Source organism: Streptomyces caniscabiei (genome assembly GCF_014930365.1).
Lineage (GTDB): Bacteria > Actinomycetota > Actinomycetes > Streptomycetales > Streptomycetaceae > Streptomyces > Streptomyces caniscabiei.
Map to the genome: position 1 here is coordinate 690,644 of NZ_JABXWI010000003.1, position 16,070 is coordinate 706,713.

13 protein-coding genes and 1 riboswitch are annotated in these 16,070 nt (G+C 71.1%); of the genes, 6 read left to right on the top strand and 7 right to left on the bottom strand.

Annotated features, from left to right (window positions below):
- Positions 1 to 104: 104 nt before the first annotated feature.
- The 4 genes from HW837_RS11205 to HW837_RS11220 form a co-directional block, all read right to left on the bottom strand.
- On the bottom strand, positions 105 to 809 hold the full coding sequence (locus HW837_RS11205) for a GntR family transcriptional regulator (protein ID WP_193381270.1): 705 nt from the start codon (positions 807 to 809) through the stop codon (positions 105 to 107).
- Between the two features lie 205 nt (positions 810 to 1,014).
- Positions 1,015 to 1,803 (bottom strand): M23 family metallopeptidase, encoded by a 789-nt coding sequence (locus HW837_RS11210; protein WP_045561080.1) that lies wholly within the window; start codon positions 1,801 to 1,803, stop codon positions 1,015 to 1,017.
- Between the two features lie 13 nt (positions 1,804 to 1,816).
- Positions 1,817 to 1,987, bottom strand: a riboswitch (cyclic di-AMP (ydaO/yuaA leader).
- A gap of 203 nt (positions 1,988 to 2,190) precedes the next feature.
- Positions 2,191 to 3,579 (bottom strand): M16 family metallopeptidase, encoded by a 1,389-nt coding sequence (locus tag HW837_RS11215; protein ID WP_045561081.1) that lies wholly within the window; start codon positions 3,577 to 3,579, stop codon positions 2,191 to 2,193.
- Positions 3,576 to 4,964, bottom strand: a complete 1,389-nt coding sequence (locus tag HW837_RS11220; RefSeq protein ID WP_177261958.1) for a M16 family metallopeptidase — start codon at positions 4,962 to 4,964, stop codon at positions 3,576 to 3,578. The genes HW837_RS11215 and HW837_RS11220 overlap by 4 nt, the downstream gene beginning before the upstream one ends.
- A 380-nt stretch (positions 4,965 to 5,344) precedes the next feature.
- On the opposite strand from HW837_RS11220, the gene HW837_RS11225 reads away from it, so the two are divergent.
- Positions 5,345 to 7,801, top strand: coding sequence for a DNA gyrase/topoisomerase IV subunit A (locus tag HW837_RS11225; protein WP_045561082.1), 2,457 nt, complete (start codon positions 5,345 to 5,347; stop codon positions 7,799 to 7,801).
- 10 nt (positions 7,802 to 7,811) lie between these two features.
- On the opposite strand, the gene HW837_RS11230 is transcribed toward HW837_RS11225, so the two are convergent.
- Positions 7,812 to 9,005 carry a CobW family GTP-binding protein gene (locus HW837_RS11230; RefSeq protein ID WP_193381271.1) on the bottom strand — a complete coding sequence of 398 codons (1,194 nt, stop codon included), beginning with the start codon at positions 9,003 to 9,005 and terminating at the stop codon, positions 7,812 to 7,814.
- Positions 9,006 to 9,303: 298 nt separating this feature from the next.
- Between HW837_RS11230 and HW837_RS11235 the strand changes: the two genes are divergently transcribed.
- The 5 genes from HW837_RS11235 (at position 9,304) to HW837_RS11255 (ending at position 13,840) form a co-directional block, all read left to right on the top strand.
- The gene (locus tag HW837_RS11235; protein WP_045561083.1) at positions 9,304 to 9,852 is read left to right on the top strand and encodes a DUF6082 family protein; all 549 of its coding nucleotides are present in this window, start codon (positions 9,304 to 9,306) and stop codon (positions 9,850 to 9,852) included.
- A 166-nt stretch (positions 9,853 to 10,018) separates the two neighbouring features.
- The gene (locus HW837_RS11240; RefSeq protein WP_033525166.1) at positions 10,019 to 10,255 is read left to right on the top strand and encodes a hypothetical protein; all 237 of its coding nucleotides are present in this window, start codon (positions 10,019 to 10,021) and stop codon (positions 10,253 to 10,255) included.
- A 165-nt stretch (positions 10,256 to 10,420) separates the two neighbouring features.
- The gene (locus tag HW837_RS11245; protein ID WP_093790468.1) at positions 10,421 to 11,356 is read left to right on the top strand and encodes a sucrase ferredoxin; all 936 of its coding nucleotides are present in this window, start codon (positions 10,421 to 10,423) and stop codon (positions 11,354 to 11,356) included.
- A gap of 136 nt (positions 11,357 to 11,492) precedes the next feature.
- Positions 11,493 to 13,163, top strand: coding sequence for an ATP-binding protein (locus HW837_RS11250; protein ID WP_193381272.1), 1,671 nt, complete (start codon positions 11,493 to 11,495; stop codon positions 13,161 to 13,163).
- On the top strand, positions 13,160 to 13,840 hold the full coding sequence (locus HW837_RS11255; RefSeq protein ID WP_045561086.1) for a response regulator: 681 nt from the start codon (positions 13,160 to 13,162) through the stop codon (positions 13,838 to 13,840). Before HW837_RS11250 ends, HW837_RS11255 begins: the two co-directional genes overlap by 4 nt.
- Positions 13,841 to 13,916: 76 nt before the next feature.
- Here HW837_RS11255 and HW837_RS11260 read toward each other — a convergent pair whose 3' ends face one another.
- Both HW837_RS11260 and HW837_RS11265 read right to left on the bottom strand, forming a co-directional pair.
- Positions 13,917 to 15,509 carry a solute symporter family protein gene (locus HW837_RS11260; RefSeq protein ID WP_093790466.1) on the bottom strand — a complete coding sequence of 531 codons (1,593 nt, stop codon included), beginning with the start codon at positions 15,507 to 15,509 and terminating at the stop codon, positions 13,917 to 13,919.
- A complete protein-coding gene (locus tag HW837_RS11265; protein ID WP_078853779.1) occupies positions 15,506 to 16,045 on the bottom strand; it encodes a DUF485 domain-containing protein in 540 nt (179 codons plus the stop codon). The genes HW837_RS11260 and HW837_RS11265 overlap by 4 nt, the downstream gene beginning before the upstream one ends.
- Positions 16,046 to 16,070: the final 25 nt, after the last annotated feature.

Here is a 16,070-nt window from a genome sequence, read left to right on the forward strand (position 1 = left end):
CCGATTTATCGGGCGGGCCCTTCGCATTCCCTCGTTTTTCCGCTCTGCGGGCAGCAGGAAAAATGCCCCTCGGAATTCTTCCCTCTTTGTATACGGCGCCCGTGTTAATGCCGCAGGCTCGGCATGTTTACGGGGTGTTGCGAAGTCCTCACACGCTCCGGGCGCTCCGCCCCGCCGGACCCGGCCGGAAATCGGAGCCGGTGCGCGGCGGTGGCCCGCTCGGTATGCAGGGACGTGATCGCGCGGGCCCGGTCGCTGTCGCCGCGCGCGACCGCGTCCACGATGCCGCCGTGCTCCGCCCAGGACTCCCCGGGGTCGGCCGGCGCCTCGACCACGTACATCCAGGCGATCTTGTGCCGGAGCTGGGCGAGTGTCGAGGTCAGGGCGGGGCTGCCGGAGGCCTGCGCGAGCGTCTCGTGGAACCAGCCGCCCAGTGAGCGCAGATCCTCGCTGTTGCCCCTCCTGGCCCGCTCCTGGCCCAGCCTGACCAGTCCCCGCAACACCTTGAGGTGGGCCTCCGTGCGGCGCTGCGCGGCGCGGGCGGCCCCCAGGGGCTCCAGCAGCATGCGCATCTCCAGCAGGTCGGCGGCCTCCTGCTCGGTCGGCTCGGCGACGCACGCGCCCGCGTGCCGGCGGGTCACCACGAACCCCTCGGCCTCCAGCGTGCGCAACGCCTCACGCACGGGCACCCGGCTGACGCCGTACCGACGGGCGAGCAGTTCCTCGGTGAGCCGGCTGCCGCGCTCGTAGACACCCGCGACGATGTCATCACGGATCGCCGTGCATACCGAGTGCGCCGGAATACGCATGACCGACCTCCGCCTTAATCCCCGTGAAACGTCGATGATTGACGTGTGTTCCAGCGACTCTATTGCAGGAGGACGGAATTTCCGACGGCGGACCGGAATCCAGGGATATTTTTTGGACAGGAGGTGCGTCACAAGTGGTGGGGCACCACGACAAGAAAGCCCCGGCTCGGTGAGCCGGGGCCTCCTGGGAAGCGGGGGGTGCGCGTCAGACGTTCACGCCGTGCGAGCGCAGGTACGCGGCGGGGTCGATGTCCGAGCCGTACTCGGCCGTCGTCCGGGCCTCGAAGTGCAGATGGGGGCCGGTGACGTTGCCGGTGGCCCCGGAGAGGCCTATCTGCTGGCCGGGGGTGACCGTCTGGCCGACGGAGACGCCGATGGACGACAGGTGGCCGTACTGGGTGTACGTGCCGTCGTTCATCTTGATGACGATGTTGTTGCCGTAGGCACCGCCCCAGCCCGCCTCGACGACCGTGCCGGAGCCGACCGCGTGGACGGCCGTGCCGGACGCGGCGTGGAAGTCGACGCCGGTGTGGCTGCCGGAGGACCAGACGGCGCCGCCGGCCTTGTAGCCGGTGGAGATGTAGGAGCCGCTGATGGGGGCGACGTAGGCGTTGAGGCGCTCGCGCTCGGCCGCGCGGGCGGCACGGGCCTTGATCTCCTCGCGCTCCTTGGCGGCGGCACGTTCCTGCTCGGCCTTCTCGGCGGCGGCCTTCCTGGCCTCCTCCTGCGCCTTCTTCTTGACGGCGGCCACCTCGGCGGCCTGCTGCTGGGCCACGGCCTGGGCGTCGACCTGGTCGGCGACCGTGTCGCCGAGGGTGATGATCTGGTTCAGGCCGGTCTGCTCGACGGCGGGCTCCTCCGCGGCGAGCGCGGGGCCGGCGAGGGTGCCGAAGACACCGGTGGTGGTGAGAGCGGCTACGCCCACGTTCCTCGTGGTCGTGCGCTGCACACGGCCGGGACGGCGGTGCTTGCCGGGGGCGCGGGTGAACGCCATGAAGTGGCTGGTCCTTTCCTTCCTTCTCGCCTACCGGGTTAGCTGACGGGTTCGGAGCAGGAAGGTCTCCTACGGCCACCCCTCGTTTCGCGTCGCTCGCGAAGGGCACCCGATTCACCCCAGGGACTTCGGTGGGTCCCCGGCTCCCCTGGCTCGCGCCATGGGGACTCGGCGATGACTGTCCGGTGCCGCGGCTGCGGCGAACTTCTGACGAACAGCCGGACCGACGCTAAGTGGGCGGTCTTCGAAATAACAAACGGATCACAGGATTTGTTAACTACGCCACAGGTCAGACACACAACCTCCGCCATCAATACGGACAAACAGGGGCCCTGGTGACTCTTCCGTCACCAGGGCCCCACTGACACGCGTCCGTACGGCCCGCCCCTACTCGGCCGGAACGACGGTGACTTGGCCGATCCCGAGGGCCCTGACCGGCTCCTCGATCTGCGCGGCGTCCCCGACGAGGACGGTCACCAGACGGTCCACCGGGAAGGCGCTCACGGCCGCCGCGGTGGCCTCCACGGTGCCCGTGGCGGCGAGTTGGCGGTACAGCGTCGACTGGTAGTCGTCCGGCAGGTACTGCTCGACCTGATCGGCCAGCGTGCTCGCCACGGCCGCGGCCGTCTCGAACTTGAGGGGGGCGACCCCGACCAGGTTCTGCACGGCGACATCGCGCTCGGCGTCCGTCAGGCCCTCGGCGGCGAGGGTGCGCAGCACCGTCCACAGATCGTCCAGCGCGGGCCCGGTGTTGGGGGTGTCGACGGAGCCGCTGATGGCGAGCATCGCGATGCCCGAACCGTCGGGCGCGGCCCGCAGCACCTGGCCGAACGCCCGCACGCCGTAGGTGTAGCCCTTCTCCTCGCGCAGGACGCGGTCCAGGCGGGAGGTGAGGGTGCCGCCGAGGCAGTAGGTGCCGAGCACCTGGGCCGGCCACACCCGGTCGTGCCGGTCGGCGCCGACCCGGCCGATGAGCAACTGGGTCTGCACGGAACCGGGACGGTCCACGATGATCACGCGCCCGGTGTCGTCGGCGGTCACCGACGGCACGGGTCGCGGCGCGGCCGGGGAGCCGGTCCAGGCGCCCAGGGTGTCGGCGAGCAGTGCGTCGAGGTCGACGCCCGTGAGGTCGCCGACGACCACGGCGGTGGCCGTCGCGGGGCGTACGTGCCGCTCGTAGAAGGCGCGTACGGCTGCGGAGTCGATGCCCTCGACGGTCTCCTCGGAGCCCTGGCGGGGCCGTGACATCCGGGAGGTGGCCGGGAACAGCTGCTTGGAGAGCTCCTTGGCGGCCCGGCGGCCGGGGTTGGCGGTCTCGTGCGGGATCTCGTCGAGCCGGTTGGCCACCAGCCGCTCGATCTCGCCGTCCTCGAACGCGGGGGCCCGCAGGGCGTCGGCGAGCAGGCCGAGGGCCTTCTCCAGCCGCGAGACGGGCACTTCGAGGGACAGGCGTACGCCCGGGTGGTCGGCGTGCGAGTCGAGCGTGGCGCCGCACCGCTCCAGCTCGGCGGCGAACTCCTCGGCCGTGTGCTTGTCGGTGCCCTCGGAGAAGGCCCTGGTCATGATGGTGGCGACGCCCTCGATACCGGCGGGCTCGGCGTCCAGGGGCGCGTCGAGGAGCACCTCGACGGCGACGACCTGCTGGCCGGGGCGGTGGCAGCGCAGCACGGTCATGCCGTTGTCCAGGGTGCCGCGCTCGGGCGCCGGGAACGCCCAGGGCCTGGCCTCGCCGGCCTGGGGCTGCGGGTGGAAGTCCATGGTCGCGAGCTCGGTCACTTCGCCGACTCCTCGGTCTCGTCGGTGGTTCCGGCGGCCTCGGCCGCGGCGGTCTCCTCTTGGGCGCCCTCTTCGGCGTCCTCCTCGCCGGCGACGGGCTCGTAGACGAGCACCGCGCGGTTGTCGGGCCGCAGGCGCGCCTTGGCGATCTCCTGGACCTCGTCGGCCGTCACCTCCAGGACCCGGTCGACGGCCGTCAGGGCGAGCTTGGGGTCGCCGAACAGGACCGCGTATCGGCACAGTTCGTCGGCGCGGCCCGCGACCGTGCCGAGCCGGTCCAGCCACTCGCGCTCCAACTGGGCCTGGGCGCGCTCCATCTCCTCCGCCGTGGGGCCCTCGGCCGCGAACCGGGCGAGCTCCTCGTCGACGGCGGCCTCGATGACGGGCACCTCGACGTCGCCCGAGGTCTTCACGTCCATCCACGCCATGGAGGGGGCGCCGGCCAGCCGCAGCAGGCCGAAGCCGGCCGTCACGGCCGTACGGTCGCGGCGGACGAGCCGGTTGTAGAGGCGGGAGGACTCACCGCCGCCGAGGATGGTCAGGGCCAGGTCGGCCGCGTCGCACGCGCGCGTGCCGTCCTCCGGCAGGCGGTAGGCGGCCATCAACGCGCGCGCGGGCACGTTCTCCTCGACGACCTCGCGCAACTGCTCGCCCATGACGTCGGGCAGCGCGCCGTCGCGGGGCGCCGGCTTGCCGTCGTAGGAGGGGATGGAGCCGAAGTACTTCTCGACCCAGGCGAGCGTCTGCTCCGGGTCGATGTCGCCGACGATCGACAGGACGGCGTTGTTGGGCGCGTAGTACGTCCTGAAGAACTGCTGCGCGTCCTCCAGGCTGGCCGCCTCCAGGTCGTCCATCGAGCCGATCGGTGTGTGCCGGTAGGGGTGGCCCTCGGGGTAGGCCAGGCGGAAGATCTTCTCGAAGGCGGTGCCGTAGGGCACGTTGTCGTACCGCTGGCGGCGCTCGTTCTTGACGACGGCCCGCTGGTTGTCCAGGTTCTTCTGGTCGAGCGCGAGCAGCAGGCTGCCCATGCGGTCGGCCTCCAGCCACAGCGCGAGCTCCAGCTGGTGGGTGGGCATGGTCTCGAAGTAGTTGGTGCGCTCCCAGCTGGTGGTGCCGTTCAGCGAACCGCCCGCGCCCTGGACCAGCTCGAAGTGGCCGTTGTCCTTGACCTGGCCCGAGCCCTGGAACATCAGGTGCTCGAAGAGGTGGGCGAGGCCCGTGCGGCCCTCGACCTCGTGCCGCGAACCGACGTCGTACCAGAGGCACACGGCGGCGACCGGGGTCAGGTGGTCCTCGGAGAGCACCACGCGCAGGCCGTTGTCCAGGCGGTGCTCCCTCACTGTCAGGCCTTCGGAGCCGGCCTCGGCTGTGGCCGTGTGACCCATGGGCGGTACGTCCCTTCGATCGCTGTGCTGTGGTCGCGGAATCCGTGGTCTGTCCGTCGTGGAATCGTCGCGGAAACCGCTGTTTTCCTGCCGGTCCTGCCACTGTATGCAAGCGCGCGGACGCCTGGAGAAGTTCCCGGGGCTCGTACGCCGAGAGCGAGACGGGGGTTGCGCCCGCCGGTCACTGGTTAAAGTCGGCGCACGCTGTTGACGCGGCGGCTCGGGAGGCGTGCCCGGCGGTCGGCGCCGGGTCGTGTCGGGCTTGTCAGTGCGGCAGTCCACAATGGTGCGCGTCAGATCCCGTTCACCTCCCGGTGAGAGTGAGCTGGAGACGTGAGCGCCCCGTAGGTGAGCGACCAGAAAAAGAGGAGCCGGCAGCGATGGCCCGCCGCAGCACGAAGACCCCGCCGCCCGACGACGCGTTCGAGGAGCGGATCCTCGACATCGACGTCGTCGACGAGATGCAGGGCTCCTTCCTGGAGTACGCGTACTCGGTCATCTACTCCCGAGCCCTGCCCGACGCCCGCGACGGCCTGAAGCCGGTGCACCGCCGGATCGTCTACCAGATGAACGAGATGGGCCTGCGTCCCGAGCGCGGCTATGTGAAGTGCGCCCGCGTCGTCGGCGAGGTCATGGGTAAGTTGCACCCGCACGGCGACTCCTCGATCTACGACGCCCTGGTGCGCCTCGCCCAGCCCTTCTCCATGCGGCTCCCCCTGGTCGACGGCCACGGCAACTTCGGCTCCCTGGGCAACGACGACCCTCCGGCCGCCATGCGGTACACCGAGTGCCGGATGGCCGACGCGACGAGCCTGATGACGGAGTCGATCGAGGAGAACACGGTCGACTTCGCGCCGAACTACGACGGCCAGGAGCAGGAGCCGGTGGCGCTGCCCGCCGCCTTCCCGAACCTGCTGGTCAACGGCGCGTCCGGGATCGCCGTCGGTATGGCGACCAACATGCCGCCGCACAACCTGGGCGAGGTCATCGCCGCCGCCCGCCATCTCATCCGGTACCCGAACGCCGACCTGGACACGCTGATGAAGCACGTCCCGGGCCCCGACCTGCCGACCGGCGGGCGGATCGTCGGGCTCTCCGGCATCAAGGACGCGTACGCGACGGGCCGCGGCACCTTCAAGATCCGTGCCACGGTGGCGGTGGACAACGTGACGGCCCGCCGCAAGGGCCTGATCGTCACCGAACTCCCCTTCACCGTCGGCCCGGAGAAGGTGATCGCCAAGATCAAGGACCTGGTCGGGGCGAAGAAGCTCCAGGGCATCGCCGACGTCAAGGACCTCACCGACCGCGCGCACGGCCTGCGTCTGGTCATCGAGATCAAGAACGGCTTCGTCCCGGAGGCCGTCCTGGAGCAGCTCTACAAGCTGACGCCGATGGAGGAGTCCTTCGGCATCAACAACGTGGCGCTCGTCGACGGCCAGCCCCTCACCCTGGGCCTGAAGGAGCTGCTGGAGGTCTACCTCGACCACCGCTTCGAGGTCGTCCGGCGCCGCTCGGAGTTCCGCCGCGGCAAGAAGCGCGACCGGCTCCACCTGGTCGAGGGTCTGCTCACCGCGCTGGTGGACATCGACGAGGTCATCCGTCTGATCCGCTCCAGCGACAACTCCGCGCAGGCAAAGGAGCGCCTGATCGAGCGCTTCGCCCTGTCGGAGATCCAGACGCAGTACATCCTCGACACCCCGCTGCGGCGTCTCACCCGGTTCGACCGCATCGAGCTGGAGTCCGAGAAGGACCGGCTGAACGCCGAGATCGCCGAACTGACCCGGATCCTGGAGTCGGACGCGGAGCTGCGCAAGTTGGTCTCCGGCGAACTGGCCTCGGTGGCGAAGAAGTTCGGCACCGAGCGCCGTACGGTCCTGCTGGAGTCCTCGGGCGCCCCGGTGGCCGCGGTTCCGCTCCAGGTCGCGGACGACCCGTGCCGGGTGCTGCTGTCGTCGACGGGGCTGCTTGCCCGTACGGCCAATGGCGAGCCCTTCGCGGCGGACGAGGACGGCAAGCGCGTCAAGCACGACGTCATCGTCTCCGCGGTCCCCGCGACGGCCCGGGGCGAGGTGGGCGCGGTGACCTCGACCGGCCGCCTGCTCCGCCTGAACGTGGTGGACCTGCCGCAGCTGCCGGACACGGCGGCGGCCCCCAACCTCTCGGGCGGCGCCCCGATCGCGGAGTTCCTCTCCCTCCAGGACGGCGAGACGGTCATCTGCCTGATGACGCTCGACGAGTCGTCGCCCGGGCTGGCCATCGGCACCGAGCAGGGTGTCGTCAAGCGGGTGGTCCCCGACTACCCGTCCAACAAGGAGGAGCTGGAGGTCATCACGCTCAAGGAGGGTGACCGGATCGTCGGCGCCGTCGAGCTGCGCACGGGCGAGGAGGACCTGGTCTTCATCACCGACGACGCCCAGCTGCTGCGCTACCAGGCCGCCCAGGTCCGCCCGCAGGGCCGCCCGGCCGGCGGTATGACGGGCATCAAGCTCACCGACGGCGCGAAGGTCATCTCCTTCACGGCCGTCGACCCGGCCGTGGACGCGGTGGTGTTCACCGTCGCCGGTTCGAGGGGCACCCTGGACGACTCCGTCCAGACCACGGCCAAGCTGACCCCGTTCGACCAGTACCCGCGCAAGGGCCGCGCCACGGGCGGTGTGCGCTGCCAGCGGTTCCTCAAGGGCGAGGACTGCCTGTCCGTTGCCTGGGCGGGACCGGCCCCGGCCCGCGCCGCGCAGAAGAACGGCACCCCGGCCGACCTCCCGGAGATGGACCCCCGCCGCGACGGTTCGGGGGTGTCCCTGGGTAAGCCGGTGTCCGCGGTGGCGGGGCCGGTGTGAGCGCGACCCGTCAGACGTCGTCGTCGGTGTCGTAGCTGACGTAGGGTTCGCCGGTCTCGATGTCGGTCTCGGTCTCGATGTCCGTCTCTGGGCCGGCCTCGGTCTCGGCTCTGGTCCCGGTCCCGGTCCGCCGGACGTAGCGCAGGACGCCCCACATGCCGTACTCGTCGGTGTGCGGGGCGTCCTTCTCGCTCCTGCACGCGTCCAGTTCCTTGGTCAGGGCCGGGACGTCGATCCCCGCCCCGATGAGGACGAGTTGGGTGAGGCGGGAGGTTTCGCCGGGCGTCCAGGGCTCGGGACAGAACCGCAGGAAGCGCCCGACCGCGTGCACGGCATAGCGGTTGCGGGGGTCGTACGGCCCGAAGTCGACGTACCCCTTGATGCGGTAGAGCCCCTCGGACCTCCCGTCCAGGAACTCCATCAGCCGCCGGGGATCGAGCGGCACGTCGGAGACGAAGGAGACGCTGTCGTAGCCGGTGTGCAGATGCCCGGCATGGTCCCCGTGCTCCTCCCCCGCCTCGTCGTGCCGGTGGAGGTCGTCGAAGGAGAGCTGGCCGATGCGCTCCTCGGAGGGCCTGCAGTCGAACAGGAACTCGGGGTCGATACGCCCGTAGGTGGCGGGCACGACCGCGGCACGGTCACTGAGCGAGCGGACCAGCGTCAGGACTCCCGCTCCGTCCTCGGCCCGGTCGAGCTTGTTGACGACCACGAGGTCGGCGAGGGCGAGATGGCGGTCCAGCTCGGGATGCAGCTGGCGGGTCCGCGTGAACTCGGCCGCGTCCACGACCTCGACGAGCCCGCCGTACACCACACGCGGGTTCTCGCTGGCGAGCACCATCCGGACGAGTTCCTGCGGCTCGGCGAGCCCGCTCGCCTCGATGACGATGACGTCGATCCCGGTGGCGGGGTCGGCGAGCCGCGCCAGGAACCGATCCAGCTCCTCCACGTCGACGGCACAGCACAGACAGCCGTTGCCCAGGGACACGGTGGAGTCCCCGAGCGCCCCGGCCACGGCCATCGCGTCGATCTCGATCGCGCCGAAGTCGTTGACCACGGCGCCGATCCGGCTGCCGCCGCTGCGGTGCAGCAGGTGATTCAGCAGGGTCGTCTTACCGGATCCGAGGAATCCGGCGAGGACGACGACAGGGATCTGCGGCGCGTGCTCCGGACTCGGCCCCTGACCCCGGCTCGACGACTGACTCACCACGCGCCCTCTCCCACCCCGTCGTTCTCCTGCGTCGATCGCATGCGGCACCAGGATACGAGGGGCGCCCCACCCCGCCGGGGGAGAGATTGTCAGCGGCGCCCGTGGGGCACACGATGGGCATGGCGCCGGGTCGCGCGACCCACGCATCCCTCCGTGCGCCTCCTCTCCGCCTCCCGGTGGACCAGCACCTCTCGGCGACACTGGGAGACGGCAAGCGCCGCCCACCGCTCGCCGGTCCCCAACCTGTCGACCCACACCGACGACCGGCGGACGGCCGCCTGAATCGGGGATTGACATGGCCACACAGAATCATGGGGCGCGGGGACTCGGCCCCGCCGCGGCAGCGGGTCTCGCCTTCGCGGTGGGAGCGCTGGGCGCGTTCGTCGTGGAGCGGCGCGTCGGCATCCTGCTTCGCCGCCTGGAACGGCTGGAGCGCGAGACGGAACAGCGCGCGGCACTGATCGCCTACCAGCGGCACAACTTCGACCTGGTCATGAAGGCGGCCGCGGACCCGACCTTGCTGCCCGTCCTGAACGCCTACGAGGAGGAACTGTCCACCGACCGCCAACGGCAGTACCTCTTCGCCAACCTGCTGTACACCCACGTCCTCCAGGGGTACCGGGTGGGCGTCTTCAGCCGGGCCGAGCTGTACGGGCACCTGCGCGGCATCTTCCAGAGCACGCTGATGCGCGACTACTGGGCCGCCACGCGCCACCACCGGTCGAGCCTGAAGGAGGGCTCGGAGGAGTCGGAGATCGGCAGGATGGTCGACACCCTGATCAACGACCTGGAGGAAGCGAGCACCGACGAGTGGTGGGTCGTGGGCGAACCACCCGCTGAGTGAGGGCGCGCCCGCGCTCTTCCTCACTCCCCACGGCGCTCGTCTCACGTGGTGCGACCCCTGCCCCACGCTTCACTCCATCGCACCTTCGATGCATGCGCATCAACCAGGCTCATGGGGCAAAATTGGCCCGCTCGTATCACTACTCATGACCCAAGGATCGAACCCGTTGAAAATCGTGCGCCGCATCGGTGCCTCGCCCCGCGAGAGGGGCAGCGCCGCGGGGCAGACGTGCCCAGACATCTTCGAACTGCAGGACGGCAACTTCGCAGTGATCGGAACAGATCGGACGGAGAAACTCGACCCCGAGCTTCCCGCCGACGCCTCGCGCGCTGACTACGAGAGGATCGTGGTCATCAGCCGCGAGACTCTCATCCGGGCAAAGTCGGACATCCCCGACGCCTGATCCTGAACGGGGGCTCGCCTGCACTACAGCGCGGGCCCCTCGCGTCGCCGCCGTGCACCGCCGCCCAACCCGGCCGCCGCCCCGCGACAGCGAGCCAGAGGCTTCCACCCCTCCTTCGGCCCAGCCGGAGTTCGGTCGCGAGGAAGTCAGGTTAGGCTCACCTCTGTGAGTACGTGCACATCCGCGTCCCGACACCTCGGCGAGCCTCTCGCGGGGACCGCCGCCACGGCGAGGACATGGCTGCTGCTGGAACAGCCGGGCCCCTGGGGCGTCAAGGCGCTCACCTCCAGCCACCTCGACCCCGCGCTCGGCCGCGCCCTGGAAGCCGCGACGGAGGGCACCGGCGTACGCGTGGCGCTCATCCGGCGCCCCGGCCGCCACGCGGACTGCCGCGAGGTCCGCGAGCGCCAGGTGTTCGTGGCTCACACCGCTCCCGGCAACGTCTGGCTGCACAGCGCCACGACGTCCGACCCCCGCCGACTGCTCGACCTGGATCTCGCCGCGCTCGGCCGGGGCGAACACCACACCTTCGGGACGGTTCTGGGTGGGCGGCCCCACACCGGTGACCCTCTCGCGCTCGTCTGCACCAACGGCAAGCGCGACCGCTGCTGCGCGCTCCTCGGCCGACCGCTCGCCGCCGAACTGGCCGCCTCCGGGGTCGAGGGCACCTGGGAAGTCACCCATCTGGGTGGTCACCGCTTCTCCCCGACGCTGCTCGTACTGCCCTTCGGCTACGTCTACGGCCGCGCCGAGGCCCACCACGTCAAGGAGGTCCTCCAAGGCGTACGGGAAGGCCGTGTCGTCACCGAGGGGTGCCGGGGAAACTCCGCCTGGGAACGCCCCGGGCAGGCCGCCGAGCTGGCGGTGCGCACGGAGTACGGCGAGGACACCGCCGGCGCCCTGACGGTCGTCCGTACGGAGGGCGCCGCTCCCCGCTGGGACGTCGTCGTCGCCCACACCGACGGCCGCCACTGGACCGTCGCCGTCGCCCAGGACACCACCGAGCCACCCCGCCAGGAGAGCTGCGGTTCCGCGCTGGGCTCCCCGACGCGCATGGATGTACTGGCCATGCGCGAGCTGACACCACACCACGCAAGCTGACACCACGCGAGCTGGCATCAGGGGCCTCCCGCCCGGAACGGCCGAGGCCTCGGCCCTTCGCGCAAACACCGGGCGAGTGAGATCCGCGCCACACCCCACTACGACCGGCCTACCCCGTCCACGTACCGTCATGGGTATGAGCCCCACTCCCCCCGCACGCCGCCTGCGTCTCGGTATGCCGCGGCGGGTGTTCTCGCAGGTCCTGCTGATGCAGGTGGCGATCGCCGCCGGTGTCGCCGTCCTCGCGACCGGGCTGTTCCTCGCACCGCTCAGCGACCAGCTGGACGACCAGGCGATGCGCCGGGCCCTCGCCATAGCGCAGACCACGGCTGCCCAGCCGCAGATCGCGGAGGACCTCGTCTCGACGAAGCCCTCCGTGAACGGCCCCGTGCAGGTGGAGGCGGAGCGGATCCGGAAGGCCAGCGGGGCCGAGTACGTGGTGGTGATGGACCGCGACGGCGTGCGCTGGTCGCACCCCGACCCGATGGAGATCGGCGGGCTCGTCTCCACCGACCCGCGCCGCGCCCTGGCCGGCAACGAGGTCATGGAGATCGACTCGGGGACCCTCGGCCGCTCGGCCCGGGGCAAGGTGCCGCTGCGCGACGCGAGCGGGAGGATCGTCGGCGCCGTCTCGGTGGGGATCGAGTACGACAGTGTGCGCGCCCGGCTGATCCACGCCATCCCCGGGCTCCTGGCCTACGCCGGCGGGGCCATGGCCGTCGGGGCGCTGGCCGCGTATCTGATCTCCCGGCGAGTCCATCGGCAGACCCGTGACCTGGCCTTCTCCGACATCGCGGGGCTGCTGGCGGAGCGCGAGGCGATGCTGCACGGCATCCGGGAGGGCGTGGTCGCGCTGGATCGCGCCGGGCGTGTGCGCCTCCTCAACGACGAGGCCCGGCGGCTGCTCGGCATCGGCGACGAGGCGCTCGGCAGGTCGCTCGACGACGCGCTCGGCCCCGGCCGTACGACCGATGTGCTGGCCGGCCGCGTCACGGGCACCGACTTGCTGACCGTGCGCGGCAACCGCGTGCTGGTCGCCAACCGCATGCCCACGGACGACGGGGGCGCCGTCGCCACCCTCCGCGACCGCACCGAGCTGGAGCAGCTGGGCCGTGAGCTCGACTCCACGCGCGGTCTGACGGACGCCCTGCGCGCCCAGGACCACGAGCACGCCAACCGGATGCACACGCTCCTCGGCCTGCTGGAACTGGAGATGTACGACGAGGCCGTGGAGTTCGTCGGCGAGGTCGTCGGCGATCATCGTGCGACCGCCGAGCAGGTCACCGAGAAGATCCACGATCCGTTGCTGGCCGCGGTGCTGGTCGGCAAGGCGACCGTCGCGGCCGAGCGCGGAGTGGCCCTGTCGCTCGCGGGCGGCACCCTGCTGCCTGACCGGCTGATCGACCCCCGGGGGCTGGTGACCGTGGTCGGCAACCTCGTCGACAACGCCCTGGACGCCGTCGCGGGCACACCGCACGCGCGCGTGGAGGTCGATCTGCGCGCCGAGGGTCGTACGGCTGTCCTCCGGGTACGGGACACGGGCCCCGGAGTCCCGTCCGACAAGCGGGAGTTGATCTTCACGGACGGCTGGTCCACCAAGACGCGCCCGGCCCATCGCGAACGCGGCATCGGGCTCTCCCTGGTGCGCCGGCTCGCCGAGCGGCAGGGGGGCAGCGCCACGGTCGGCGAGGCGGAGGGCGGGGGCGCGGAGTTCACCGTCGTCCTGCCCGACGCGCTCGCCGAGCCGGGTCCGCCGCAGGAAGCCGAAGCCGCCGCCGTCACCGCCGCCGACAAGGAGTCGCGATGATCGAGGTCCTGATCGTGGACGACGACATCAGGGTCGCCCGCGTCAACGCCGCCTATGTGGAGAAGGTCGCCGGTTTCCACGTCGCCGGTGTGGCCCACAGCGCGGCGGAGGCGTTGCGGCTGCTGGAGACGCTGCCCCACGTGGACCTGGTTCTCCTGGACCACTATCTGCCGGACGACACGGGACTCGTGGTCGTCCAGGAGATGCGTCGGCGAGGTCACGAGACCGACGTCATCATGGTGACGGCGGCCCGTGACGTCTCGACCGTCCAGGCCGCGATGCGCCAGGGCGCGCTCCAGTACCTGGTGAAACCGTTCGCGTTCGCCGGGCTGCGGGCGAAGCTGGAGGCCTACGCGGAGCTGCGGCGCACCCTGGACGGCGGCGGCGAGGCCGAACAGGCCGAGGTCGACCGGATCTTCGGGGCGCTGTCGGCGGGCGGCGAACCGGACCTGCCCAAGGGGCACTCCCCCACCACCACCGAGCTGGTGCGCCGCGCCCTGATGACCGCCGAGGGCGCGCTGTCCGCCCAGGAGATCGCCGAGCGGACGGGCCTGAGCCGTCAGACCGCGCAGCGCTATCTGAAGCTCCTGGAGCGCACGGGACGGGCCCGGCTGACCCTCAAGTACGGCGACGCCGGCCGCCCGGAACACCGCTACGAGTGGGCGACGCGCTCCTGAGGGGCCTCCGGCGCGCGCACGCGCTTCTCCTCGGCGGCCGCAGGGGGGGCCGTGCCTGCGGCCGCGCCCCGGGCGCTCACACCGCCCCCGCTCCCGTCAGCGACCGCACCTCGGTCTCCGCGTGCTTCGCCTCGTCCGGCGGTTCGGCCGAGGTGACCGTGCCGAGCCAGCCGGCGAGGAAGCCCAGCGGGATGGAGACGAGGCCGGGGTTCTGCAACGGGAAGTACTGGAAGTCGACGCCGGGGAACAGCGAGTCGGCGCTCCCCGAGACGACGGGCGACAGCAGGACGAGGATCACGGAGGGAACCAGTCCGCCGTACACGGACCACACCGCCCCCCGGGTGGTGAACCCCCGCCAGAACAGCGAGTACAGCAGGACGGGCAGGTTGGCGGAGGCGGCGACCGCGAAGGCGAGGCCGACCAGGAAGGCCACGTTGAGGTCCTTGGCCAGCAGCCCGAGGGCGATCGCGACCACGCCGATACCGACGGCGGCCGTGCGCGCCACCGCGACTTCGCTGTACGGCTTCGAACGTCTGCGGCGCAGCGACGCGTACAGGTCGTGGGCGACGGACGCCGACGACGCGAGGGTGATCCCGGCGACGACCGCGAGGATCGTGGCGAAGGCGATGGCCGCGACGATCGCGAACAGAACCGTTCCACCGGTGGAGTCGGCTCCGCCGCCCAGGTCCAGGGCCAGCAGTGGCACCGCCGTGTTCCCGGCCGCGTTGGAGCCGCGCACGGCCTCCGGGCCGACGATGGCGGCCGCGCCGAAGCCCAGCACGATCGTCATCAGGTAGAAGCCGCCGATGAGGCCGATCGACCAGACGACCGAGCGCCGTGCGGCCCGCGCGGTGGGCACGGTGTAGAAGCGCGACAGGATGTGCGGCAGCCCGGCCGTGCCCAGCACCAGGGCGAGCCCGAGGCTGATGAAGTCGAACCGCGCGATCCAGTCCCCGCCGTACCTCAGTCCGGGTGCGAGGAACGCGTCTCCGTGTCCGCTGCGCTCGGCGGCCGTCCGCAGCAACTGGTCGAAGTCGCCGTGGAACCGCACCAGGACGAGCACGGTCAGGGCGATCGCCCCGCCCATCAACAGGACCGCTTTCACGATCTGGATCCAGGTGGTGGCCCGCATCCCTCCCAGCGACACATAGACGACCATGAGCGCGCCGACCCCGATGACCGTCCAGGCCTGCGCCGCCTCGCTCTCTCCTCCCAGCAGCAGCGCGACGAGCGTGCCCGCTCCCACCATCTGCGCCACCAGGTACAGAACGGACACGGTCACCGAGGAAGTTCCCGCGGCGATCCGCACCGGCCGCTCGTTCATCCGCGCCGCGACGACGTCGGCGAGGGTGAACCGCCCGCAGTTGCGCACCAGTTCGGCCACCAGGAAGAGCACCACGAGCCAGGCGACCAGGAACCCCACGGAATAGAGCAGCCCGTCGTACCCGAAGAGCGCGATGAGGCCGGAGATGCCCAGGAAGGAAGCGGCGGACATGTAGTCGCCCGCGATGGCAAAACCATTCTCCATCGGCGAGAACAGCCGTCCGCCGGCGTAGAACTCCTCGGCGGAGCCGTGCCGGTTACGGCTCACCCACGTCGTGATGCCCAACGTGACCGCCACGAACGCGCTGAACAGCACCAGCGCCAGCGTCTGATGGTCGGCTGTCACCGCGCACCCCCCGTGATGCCGCGCGTCAACTCCTGGGTGTCCCACCGCAGATCGAGCGCCGCCCGGTCCCGGCGCAGCCTCGCGTGGCGCGCGTACGCCCAGGTGAACAGGAACGTCGTGAGGAACTGCCCGAGCCCGGCCAGCATCGCCACGTTCACCGCGCCCGCCACCGGCCGTGCCATCAGGTCCGGGGCGGTCGTCGCCGCCACGACGTAGGCCACGTACCAGGTGAAGAAGACGGCGACGCCCGGGATCACGAACCTGCGGTAGCGGCTGCGCACCTCCTGGAAGGCCGCGCTCCGCTGGACCTCCAGATAGACGTCCGCCGCGCCCTCGCTCCGGCTCTCCCGCGGGTCGGCCACGACCGGGGCCGGTCCGCCGGTGCCGTCCAACTCCCCCCAGCCGGAGGCCAGCGCGTCGTACCAGGGATCGTCGAACCGCACGTCCGCGCTGGCGAGGCCGTGCCCCTCGTGCTGCTCAACCGGGCTCTCAGAACCACCCCCGCGTCGACGGGGACGGCCGGTGCTTGACTGCATGCCCAAGCATGGACAGAACGGAAAG

What these genes read in the sequence shown, in the direction of transcription:
- HW837_RS11205 (WP_193381270.1), bottom strand. Translation starts at nt 809, where the DNA reads ATGCGTATTCCGGCGCACTCGGTATGCACGGCGATCCGTGATGACATC.
- HW837_RS11210 (WP_045561080.1), bottom strand. Translation starts at nt 1,803, where the DNA reads ATGGCGTTCACCCGCGCCCCCGGCAAGCACCGCCGTCCCGGCCGTGTG.
- HW837_RS11220 (WP_177261958.1), bottom strand. Translation starts at nt 4,964, where the DNA reads ATGGGTCACACGGCCACAGCCGAGGCCGGCTCCGAAGGCCTGACAGTG.
- HW837_RS11225 (WP_045561082.1), top strand. Translation starts at nt 5,345, where the DNA reads ATGGCCCGCCGCAGCACGAAGACCCCGCCGCCCGACGACGCGTTCGAG.
- HW837_RS11235 (WP_045561083.1), top strand. Translation starts at nt 9,304, where the DNA reads ATGGCCACACAGAATCATGGGGCGCGGGGACTCGGCCCCGCCGCGGCA.
- HW837_RS11250 (WP_193381272.1), top strand. Translation starts at nt 11,493, where the DNA reads ATGAGCCCCACTCCCCCCGCACGCCGCCTGCGTCTCGGTATGCCGCGG.
- HW837_RS11255 (WP_045561086.1), top strand. Translation starts at nt 13,160, where the DNA reads ATGATCGAGGTCCTGATCGTGGACGACGACATCAGGGTCGCCCGCGTC.
- HW837_RS11265 (WP_078853779.1), bottom strand. Translation starts at nt 16,045, where the DNA reads ATGCAGTCAAGCACCGGCCGTCCCCGTCGACGCGGGGGTGGTTCTGAG.